The sequence below is a fragment of the Psychromonas antarctica genome (assembly GCF_022267535.1).
GTDB classification, from domain to species: Bacteria; Pseudomonadota; Gammaproteobacteria; order Enterobacterales; family Psychromonadaceae; genus Psychromonas; species Psychromonas antarctica.
The window spans coordinates 1-8,531 of record NZ_JAHNZV010000113.1 but is presented as its reverse complement, the minus strand read 5'-3'; the positions used below and the strand labels follow the sequence as shown (position 1 = coordinate 8,531).

Annotated in this window: 8 protein-coding genes; 6 read left to right on the top strand and 2 right to left on the bottom strand. The window is 40.3% G+C overall.

Going from position 1 to position 8,531, the window contains the following annotated elements; translation table 11 throughout:
- The 6 genes from KSO91_RS14775 to hflC form a co-directional block, all read left to right on the top strand.
- A partial coding sequence (locus tag KSO91_RS14775) for a group II intron maturase-specific domain-containing protein (RefSeq protein WP_275114007.1) occupies window positions 1-325 on the top strand: 325 nt, incomplete at its 5' end.
- Window positions 326-421: 96 nt separating this feature from the next.
- A complete protein-coding gene (locus KSO91_RS14770; RefSeq protein WP_238743802.1) occupies window positions 422-889 on the top strand; it encodes a DUF938 domain-containing protein in 468 nt (155 codons plus the stop codon).
- Window positions 890-1,333: 444 nt separating this feature from the next.
- The gene (gene hfq / locus KSO91_RS14765; RefSeq protein WP_238743801.1) at window positions 1,334-1,564 is read left to right on the top strand and encodes an RNA chaperone Hfq; all 231 of its coding nucleotides are present in this window, start codon (window positions 1,334-1,336) and stop codon (window positions 1,562-1,564) included.
- Between the two features lie 114 nt (window positions 1,565-1,678).
- Window positions 1,679-2,971 (top strand): ribosome rescue GTPase HflX, encoded by a 1,293-nt coding sequence (gene hflX / locus KSO91_RS14760; protein WP_238743800.1) that lies wholly within the window; start codon window positions 1,679-1,681, stop codon window positions 2,969-2,971.
- 104 nt (window positions 2,972-3,075) lie between these two features.
- Window positions 3,076-4,251, top strand: a complete 1,176-nt coding sequence (gene hflK / locus KSO91_RS14755) for an FtsH protease activity modulator HflK (RefSeq protein WP_238743799.1) — start codon at window positions 3,076-3,078, stop codon at window positions 4,249-4,251.
- Window positions 4,251-5,117, top strand: a complete 867-nt coding sequence (gene hflC, locus KSO91_RS14750; protein WP_238743798.1) for a protease modulator HflC — start codon at window positions 4,251-4,253, stop codon at window positions 5,115-5,117. Before hflK ends, hflC begins: the two co-directional genes overlap by 1 nt.
- Before the next feature lie 58 nt (window positions 5,118-5,175).
- On the opposite strand, the gene KSO91_RS14745 is transcribed toward hflC, so the two are convergent.
- Both KSO91_RS14745 and KSO91_RS14740 read right to left on the bottom strand, forming a co-directional pair.
- A complete protein-coding gene (locus KSO91_RS14745) occupies window positions 5,176-6,573 on the bottom strand; it encodes an MBL fold metallo-hydrolase RNA specificity domain-containing protein (protein ID WP_238743797.1) in 1,398 nt (465 codons plus the stop codon).
- A gap of 444 nt (window positions 6,574-7,017) precedes the next feature.
- Window positions 7,018-8,346: an anaerobic C4-dicarboxylate transporter gene (locus KSO91_RS14740; RefSeq protein ID WP_238743796.1), complete on the bottom strand. Its 1,329-nt coding sequence runs from the start codon at window positions 8,344-8,346 to the stop codon at window positions 7,018-7,020.
- Between the last annotated feature and the right edge of the window lie 185 nt (window positions 8,347-8,531).

Here is an 8,531-nt window from a genome sequence, read left to right as displayed (position 1 = left end):
TCCAGTAGTACGCGGTTTTGTAAACTATTTCAGTATAGCCAATTGCAAACGAGAATTGAAACAACTATCAGGTTGGATAAGGCGAAGATTAAGGGCGGTACAGCTTAAATTGTGGAAGAAACCGAGTAGGTTGCATCGACGTTTGAAGCAGTTGAAGTACAAACCCCCTTTTAAATTCATAAAAATGAATTCGTGGCGCAATTCGAGAAGTCCTTTATCGAGTTTTGCGATGCCAAATAGTTGGTTTGAAGATCTTGGGTTGTATCAGATAGAGAATGCGAACACAGGTTGGCTTGCTCCCTCAGCGTTTGTTAAAACGAAATGATGGAATATAAGAATACAGGAGCCGTATACGAGGTCCGTACGTACGGTTCTGCGAGAGGGATGAGGCAAAAGCCTCACCCTACTCGATACACAGAAATTGCCTCATTTAACTTGGCAAACAACTGATCAAGGCGACTATTTTCCGCAATTAAAAGTATTAATGGAAAAACAAAGATCGACTTGTTTGCCGGCACCTTTATTACTTGATGTTAACCAGCCAGTTTGGCCGATCCGTCAGTGTGAGTTTATTTTTACGGCCAATACATTGCATATTATGTCGTGGCAATCGGTTAAGAAATTGTTTAACGGTATTCAACGGTCGTTGCAGCCCGCTGGCGATTTTTGTATCTATGGGCCATTTAATTACGCTGGTAAATATACCAGCAGCAGTAATGAAGCATTTGCAATGCGTTTAAAGGAAAACAATCCATCAAGTGGCATTCGTGATATAGAGAAAATTATCTCTCTTGCTGACGGAGCCGAGCTTGAATTGATTGTTGATTATGCAATGCCTGCAAATAATCGCTTATTGCATTTTAGAAAAAACAGCGTGCAGGCGCTGTAGATAATAATGCTAACTGCAACAGAATAATAAAAAACTTAAGCTAAGCACGCACTGGAAAACCATCAGATCTTTTGAGGAAGATTGAATTGTGTGATCGAAACCAAGTTCAAAAAACTCACCACAGAGGGCTCTGAGTTACAAAGAAAAGATCCTAAAACAAAAAATTGGTTATTAATATTTCAACATTTTCTCAGTGTAACGCCCACAACCTGTGTAAATGAATTCAAACCGGAATGCAGATTTACAGTTGAATGAAATGCGTGTGCTAGCGATGTTTTTATGTAAAAAGCTGTAAATTTATGCATGAGTACCTAGTACAGGAATCTGTTTTTCAAGATCCGTGTTACGGATCAAAATTTTGAGCCATGAGATCGGTTTTTATTTAACCATTGTTTATACTGCCTCAGCTTAATCAATATCTAATAACAATAATAGGGAAAGACAATGGCTAAAGGACAATCATTACAAGACCCATTTTTAAATATGTTACGTAAGGAGCATATTCCAGTGGCTATTTATTTGGTAAATGGGATCAAGTTGCAAGGGCAGATTGAATCCTATGATCAATTCGTTATTTTATTAAAAAATACGGTCAGCCAGATGGTTTACAAACATGCAATTTCAACGGTTGTTCCTTCGCGAGCAATGCCTGCTATGACACATGTTGAATCTTAGTTAAGAATTTTATCGCTATCTTTTTGGGCTTGTCTTTGTGCCGGCCTTTTTTTATCTATTCCCTGAGGTGTGGTAGGATAAATTATTGTCACTTTTTCTTAGTTGGAGCTTTATTTGTTTGATCGTTACGAAGCCGGTGAACAGGCTGTTTTAGTTCATATTACTTTTTCCGATGATAATAAAAAAGAAGATCTGGAAGAACTTAAACTGCTGGTAAGTTCTGCAGGTGTAAATACACTCGAAACCATCACCGGTGCTCGCAAGTCTCCTCAAGCACGTTTTTTTGTAGGTACCGGTAAGGCACAAGAGATAGCGGATGCGGTAAAAACCTTAGGGGCTGATGTTGTTATTTTCAATCATGCATTAACACCTGCCCAACAGCGTAATTTAGAAGCAATATGCGAATGCCTTGTCATTGATCGTACCGCCCTTATTTTAGATATTTTTGCACAACGAGCGCGTACTTATGAGGGGAAATTACAGGTAGAGCTGGCACAGTTAGACCATTTATCTACCCGTCTTATTCGTGGTTGGACACATCTGGAACGTCAAAAAGGGGGGATCGGTTTACGTGGTCCTGGTGAAACGCAACTGGAAACCGATAGGCGTTTGTTACGCGCGCGCATTAGCACGATTAAATCCCGCTTAGCAAAAGTCGAAAAGCAGCGAGACCAAGGTCGACGGGCGCGTCAGCGCAATGATGTGCCAACGCTTTCTTTGGTTGGTTACACCAATGCGGGAAAATCAACACTCTTTAATAAAATTACAGGCGCGGGTGTTTATGTAGCGGATCAATTATTCGCCACGCTTGATCCGACGTTACGAAAAATTGATGTGCAGGATGTTGGTACCTGTATTTTAGCTGATACAGTTGGCTTTATTCGTCACTTACCGCATAATTTAGTGGCTGCATTTAAAGCGACATTGCAGGAAACACGTGAAGCAACTTTGCTGTTACATGTGGTAGATTGCTCAGATGAGGATTCGCTCGCTAATATTGATGCAGTACAAAGTGTACTGGATGAGATTGATGCAGGGGATATCCCACAATTAACGATTATGAATAAAATTGATGTGTTGGATGATATTGCCCCTCATATTGATTTTGATGAGCAAGGCAATCCAATTCGAGTGTGGTTATCAGCACAATCAGGTGCCGGCATTGAGCTGTTATTTGAATCGTTAATGATGCTTTTATCGAGGCAAATTCGTTCTATAGAGCTTGCTATTCCACCAGAGCAAGGAAAGTTGCGCGCCATTTTCCATCAGTTAGATTGCATTGAAAATGAATCTTATGCAGAAAATGGTGACTGTGTATTAGCTATTCGCTTAAACAATACAGACTGGCAACGAATATTAAAACAGCACGGAACCTTAATAGAAACGTATATCATTAGCACTAATTAATGAAGATATAACATAATATGTCATGTTCTCTTTATTATTGCGGTGAACATTGCTACATTGTTGTATTGTATAACTTCTTTGTATTACTCAATCGGGAACTAAATATGGCTTGGAATGAACCGGGAAAAGATAAAGATAAAGACCCGTGGAAAAATGATGATAAAAATAAAGACCAGGGACCGCCTGATCTCGATGTTGTTTTTCAAAAACTAGCAAAACTATTCGGTGGTTTACTTGGTAAAAAACCATCTTCAAATAATGGTAATAGCGGCGGCACGAATAAATTCATGGCCATTGCAATTGCTGTCGTACTGATAGCCGTTTGGTTTTTCAGCGGATGGTATACGATTAAAGAATCCGATCGTGGTGTGGTATTACGTTTTGGATCGTACCATTCACAGGTCTCAGCGGGTCTTCATTGGAACCCTAAATTTATCGATCGTATTATTCCGATTAATGTGGAAGCATTTCGTACCATGCCAACAACCGGCTTTATGCTTACTCAAGATGAGAATATTGTGCAAGTGGCGATGGAAGTACAATACCGAATTATTGCGCCAGAAAAATATCTGTTTAGTGTGACCAATGCTGATGACAGCTTATTACAAGCACTTAACAGCTCGCTACGCTTTATTGTTGGCCACTCCACTATGGATGATGTGTTGACAACGGGTCGTGAAGTGGTGCGTCAGCAAACTTGGGAAATGCTTGAAAAGATCATTGAACCTTATGATCTGGGGATTGAAGTCGTTGATGTGAACTTACAACAAACACGGCCACCTGATCAGGTTAAAGATGCCTTTGATGACGCTATTGCAGCACAGGAAGATGAACAGCGCTTCATCCGTGAAGCTGAAGCTTATGAACGTGAAAAAGAACCGATTGCACGTGGTCAAGTGAAACGCGTTGAGCAGCAGGCACAAGCATATAAAGAAGGGATTATTTTGAAAGCGCAAGGGGACGTTGCAAAATTCAATAAATTATTGCCTGAATACCATGCAAATCCTGAAGTGACTCGCCAGCGTTTATATCTTGAAGCGATGGAATCTGTGCTGAATAGTAGTTCTAAAGTCTTAATTGATAATAAGTCAGGTAGCAATCTCACTTTCTTACCGCTTGATAAATTAATGAATGCTGGCGGGGCTAACGCAGGCAATGTAAGAGCAGTTTCAGAGATTGAAACGCGTTCTAAAGCTGACGAAAAAGCTGATTCAGACGAGCGAGCTACAAATGGTGATCGACTCTCACGCGGTAGCCGCAGCACAGGGAGGGACTACTAATGAAAAAATTATTTATCTTACCAATTTTACTCTTGGCAGCTTTTATCAGTAGTGCGTTTATTGTTTCAGAAGGGCAGCACGGTATCGTGATGCAATTTAGTAAAGTTAAACGTGATGCGCAGGGAGTACCTGTTGCTTTCGCGCCAGGTTTACATTTTAAAGTTCCTTTTATTGATTCTGTACGCATTATGGATACACGCATCCAAACGCTTGATGATCAAGCTGACCGTTTTGTTACTTCAGAGAAAAAAGATCTGATTATTGACTCCTATGTTAAATGGCAGATTGATGATTTAGCCACTTATTATCTCGCAACTGGGGGTAATAAGATGCAGGCTGAGGCGCTTCTTAAGCGTAAAATCAATAACGGTTTACGCAGTGAAATAGGCTCGCATACGATTAAAGAGATTGTTTCAGGTAAGCGTGGTGAAGTGATGGAGACCGCACTTAAACGTATGGCGCGATCCAGTGAACTGGGTATTAAAGTCATTGATGTTCGTATTAAGAAAATCAACTTACCTGAAGAGGTCAGCAACAGTGTTTACAAACGTATGCGTGCTGAGCGTCAGGCGGTTGCTAAAGAACATCGCTCGAAAGGGCAAGAAAAATCGGAAGTGATCCGCGCTAATATCGATCGTAAAGTGTCGATTATGTTAGCGCAAGCAGATAAAGAGTCTGCGGAAGTTCGCGGTGAAGGTGATGCACAATCTTCAAAAATTTATGCAAACTCCTACAAGCAAGATACCGAGTTCTTCGCTTTTTTACGTAGTATGCAAGCGTATAAAAAGAGCTTTTCTGATAAAAATGATGTGATGGTGCTAAGCCCTGATTCAGATTTCTTTAAGTATATGAACAATAAAGATTAAGATTAGTTGAGCTACACATAAAAACCCCGTTTTTTAGAAAACGGGGTTTTTTTACTATCTATAGATAAATTTTCTCAGCATATTTAACTATATGGCTGGATTTATTAAGCTGCTCACTAATCACGTCTTTAAAAATAGCCTGTTTATCAGGCTCGCCATGTATTAAATATATCTTATTAAGCTGCTTGAATTCGCCCATCCAAGCTAATAGATCGCTTTGATCGGCGTGCGCAGAAAAACCATTGATCATATGTATGTGAGCATTAACTTTGATCTTTTCATGATACAGCGAAATAAAGTTAGCGCCTTCTATCATTTGCCTACCCAGTGTTCCCTGTACCTGATAACCGACAAAAACAATGCTATTACGGCCATCCCATAAACGATGTTTAAAGTGTTGTAAAATTCGTCCTCCAGTGCACATTCCGCTACCTGCAATGATAATGCAGCCGCCTTCTTCTTTATTAATACGCTTTGAATCTTTGTCTTTGAGTGAGTAATGTAGATAGGGGAAATCAAAAATAGTACCATCACGCATGAGCAGGTTATTAGCCGCTGTATTTAATTCATCATGATAATGCGTATAGATTTGCGTGGCGCGTATCGCCATCGGAGAATCTAAAAAGATCTTACATAGGGGCAGCTCCTGATCGTAATACATTTGTTTAAGCAGTAACAGGATCTCTTGTGTGCGCTCGATAGCAAATGAGGGGATCAGTACATTGCCTTGGTTATTTAAGGTGCTGATTACTATCTCTTTAAACTCTTTAATGCTGTCTTGTAGACAGCGATGATTACGATCACCATAAGTGGATTCAATATACAGGGCATCGGCTTGTTTAATAAAAGAAGGTGCTGGCATAATCAAGTCGTTGCGATTACCCAAATCTCCACTAAATACCAGCGACTTAGTACGCTCTTCTTCATTAAATTCAATTTGAATCGTGGCAGAGCCAAGAATATGGCCGGCGTTTCTAAAGGTAACCTGTAGATCTGGAGATAATTTAATCGTTTTATTGTAGTGCGCGTACTCAATGGTTAAGTCAAATACGGCTTTAGCATCGTCGGTGGTATAGATCGGAGGACTAACTGATTTTTCTTGGCCGGCTCTTTTCGCTTTTTTAAGCGCTATTTTATAATCCTCTTGGGCAATTTTCGCGCTATCAAGTAAAATAACTTCTGCCAGTTCCATCGTTGCTCTTAAGGCGATGACTTTGCCATCAAATCCCTCTTTGACCAGTTTAGGAATGCGTCCGGTATGATCCAGATGAGCATGCGTGATTAAGAGAATATCAACTTTTTTTGCATCGAATTCAAAAGGAGCTAATGTTTGCAGCTCATTTTCTCCTTGAAAGTAACCGCAATCGACTAGAATATTTACCCCATTTGTAAGTTGTAAAAGATGGCATGAGCCAGTCACCGTTTCTGCCGCGCCAAATGATTGGATAAAAGTCATGAGCACTTCTCCTTATATGATACTTTGACTATAGCACTGCAGATATGAGTGAACGTGATCAATGGCTAAATAACCTCAATTCTGGATAAGCTAAACGATACAGTACCGTTATTTACGCGTATTTCTGCGTTAAATCATCTAGCAATAACCAGTTATTGCTGCGATGATTCGCCTTGAACTACGCAAAACTAACAGCACTGTATAATATGTTTTTTAACTTTTTGATATTTAATCTAATTTCGTTTCCATTATCCATAACTGAGGTTAAATATATTGCGAGGTTTGTTGATCAAGGAGATTGTCGCTAAGTGACGTTGCCCGGACATGCTAGTACGAGGTATGATTTTGCACCGTATTTTGTGACAGTTATTTTGCCTTAAAAAAGGGGGGCAGATTTAATTTAAGTTAAACCCAACCCCCGGCAATAAAAAGTAGGTCGCATTGCTAGGCAATAAATATCTGTCCGAGAACGTAACCCATACAACATGAACTCACTACAGTAATCAAACCCACCGACATAAATGAATGGTTAAAATACCATTTACCTATTTTAGTCGTACCAGAGGAGTCGAAGTTGACCGTCGCAATATCAGAAGGGTAATTAGGAATAAAGAAATAACCATAAACGGCAGGCATTAAGCCGATCAGTAAAGCTGGACTTAGGCCTAAGCTTAAACCTACTGGAAGCATCATACGTGCGGTGGCAGCTTGAGAATTAACCACCACGGATACAATAAAGAGGGCAAGTGCAAATGTCCATGGATACTCAGTGACCATACCAATAATGCCCGACTTAAATTGCGGCATCGCATATTGAAAATAAGTATCAGACATCCAGGCAATACCAAAAATAGCTATGGCCGCAACCATTCCGGATTTAAATACTACGCCATTGGGAACTTCCCGTGCTGGCGTTTTGGTGACTAACAAAATCACGCCGCCAAAGGCTAACATCAGCATCTGAATAACGACTGCCATACTAATTGGTTTATCACCGACAGCAATGGTTCGCAGCTCGGGCAGCATCGCGATGAAGACAATTGAAATGATTGCCGCTAAGAAGATAAGAACAGAATTACGCGCAGCTACAGGCAGTTTTTCATCTAATGAAGTAGCGGTGGTATTTAATATTTTTTCACGCCAATCAGGATCTTGTAAGCGCGCCTGATACTCTTCATCTTGGTCTAACTCCTTGCCGCGGTTAAGACTATATAAGGACATTAAAAGTGTCCCGAAAAGAGTGGATGGAATAGTCACCATTAAAATAGAGAGTAGCGTAATATCTGCTTGAATATTGGCTAACTGTGCTAAGTAGTAGACAACAGCTGCCGATATAGGTGACGCTGTAATGGCTACTTGTGACGCCACCGAAGCTGCAGCCATCGGCCTTTCTGGCCGTATCCCATTTTTTAAAGCAACATCTCCAATGATGGGCATTATTGAATACACGGCGTGACCGGTGCCCAATAAGAAAGTCATGGTATAAGTAACAAAAGGTGCGATTAAAGTCACGCGTTTAGGATTTTTACGCAAAATCCTTTCCGCAACTTGCAGCATGTATTTCAAGCCTCCAGCCGCTTCGAGAATGGAGGCACAAGTGACAACCGCTAAAATAATCAACATGACCGTAACCGGTGGTGATGTTGGTGGCATTTTGAAGATAAAAACCTCAACGGTCAGGCCAATACCTGAAATAACGCCTAATCCAATTCCCCCGAAGCGTGAGCCCGTGTAGAGAATGACTAATAAAAATAAAAACTGAAGATATAGCATATATTTTCCTTATTAATTAGCTGCTATCTATTATCGCTATTTTAAAAGTTGATAAGGACTGGCAGATTCAACTCTGAAGTGCATAACCGCTACGCAGCTATAGCTGCCATGTATTCAGCCATTAATTTGGCTGGTGTTTTGTAATTTATTTTCTTTCTTGGCCTATCATTGAGCTTTACTATTAC

Bases quoted from the DNA above. Each gene is read 5' to 3' on its own strand.
- hfq (WP_238743801.1), top strand. From the start codon at position 1,334: ATGGCTAAAGGACAATCATTACAAGACCCATTTTTAAATATGTTACGT.
- hflK (WP_238743799.1), top strand. From the start codon at position 3,076: ATGGCTTGGAATGAACCGGGAAAAGATAAAGATAAAGACCCGTGGAAA.
- hflC (WP_238743798.1), top strand. From the start codon at position 4,251: ATGAAAAAATTATTTATCTTACCAATTTTACTCTTGGCAGCTTTTATC.
- KSO91_RS14745 (WP_238743797.1), bottom strand. From the start codon at position 6,573: ATGACTTTTATCCAATCATTTGGCGCGGCAGAAACGGTGACTGGCTCA.
- KSO91_RS14740 (WP_238743796.1), bottom strand. From the start codon at position 8,346: ATGCTATATCTTCAGTTTTTATTTTTATTAGTCATTCTCTACACGGGC.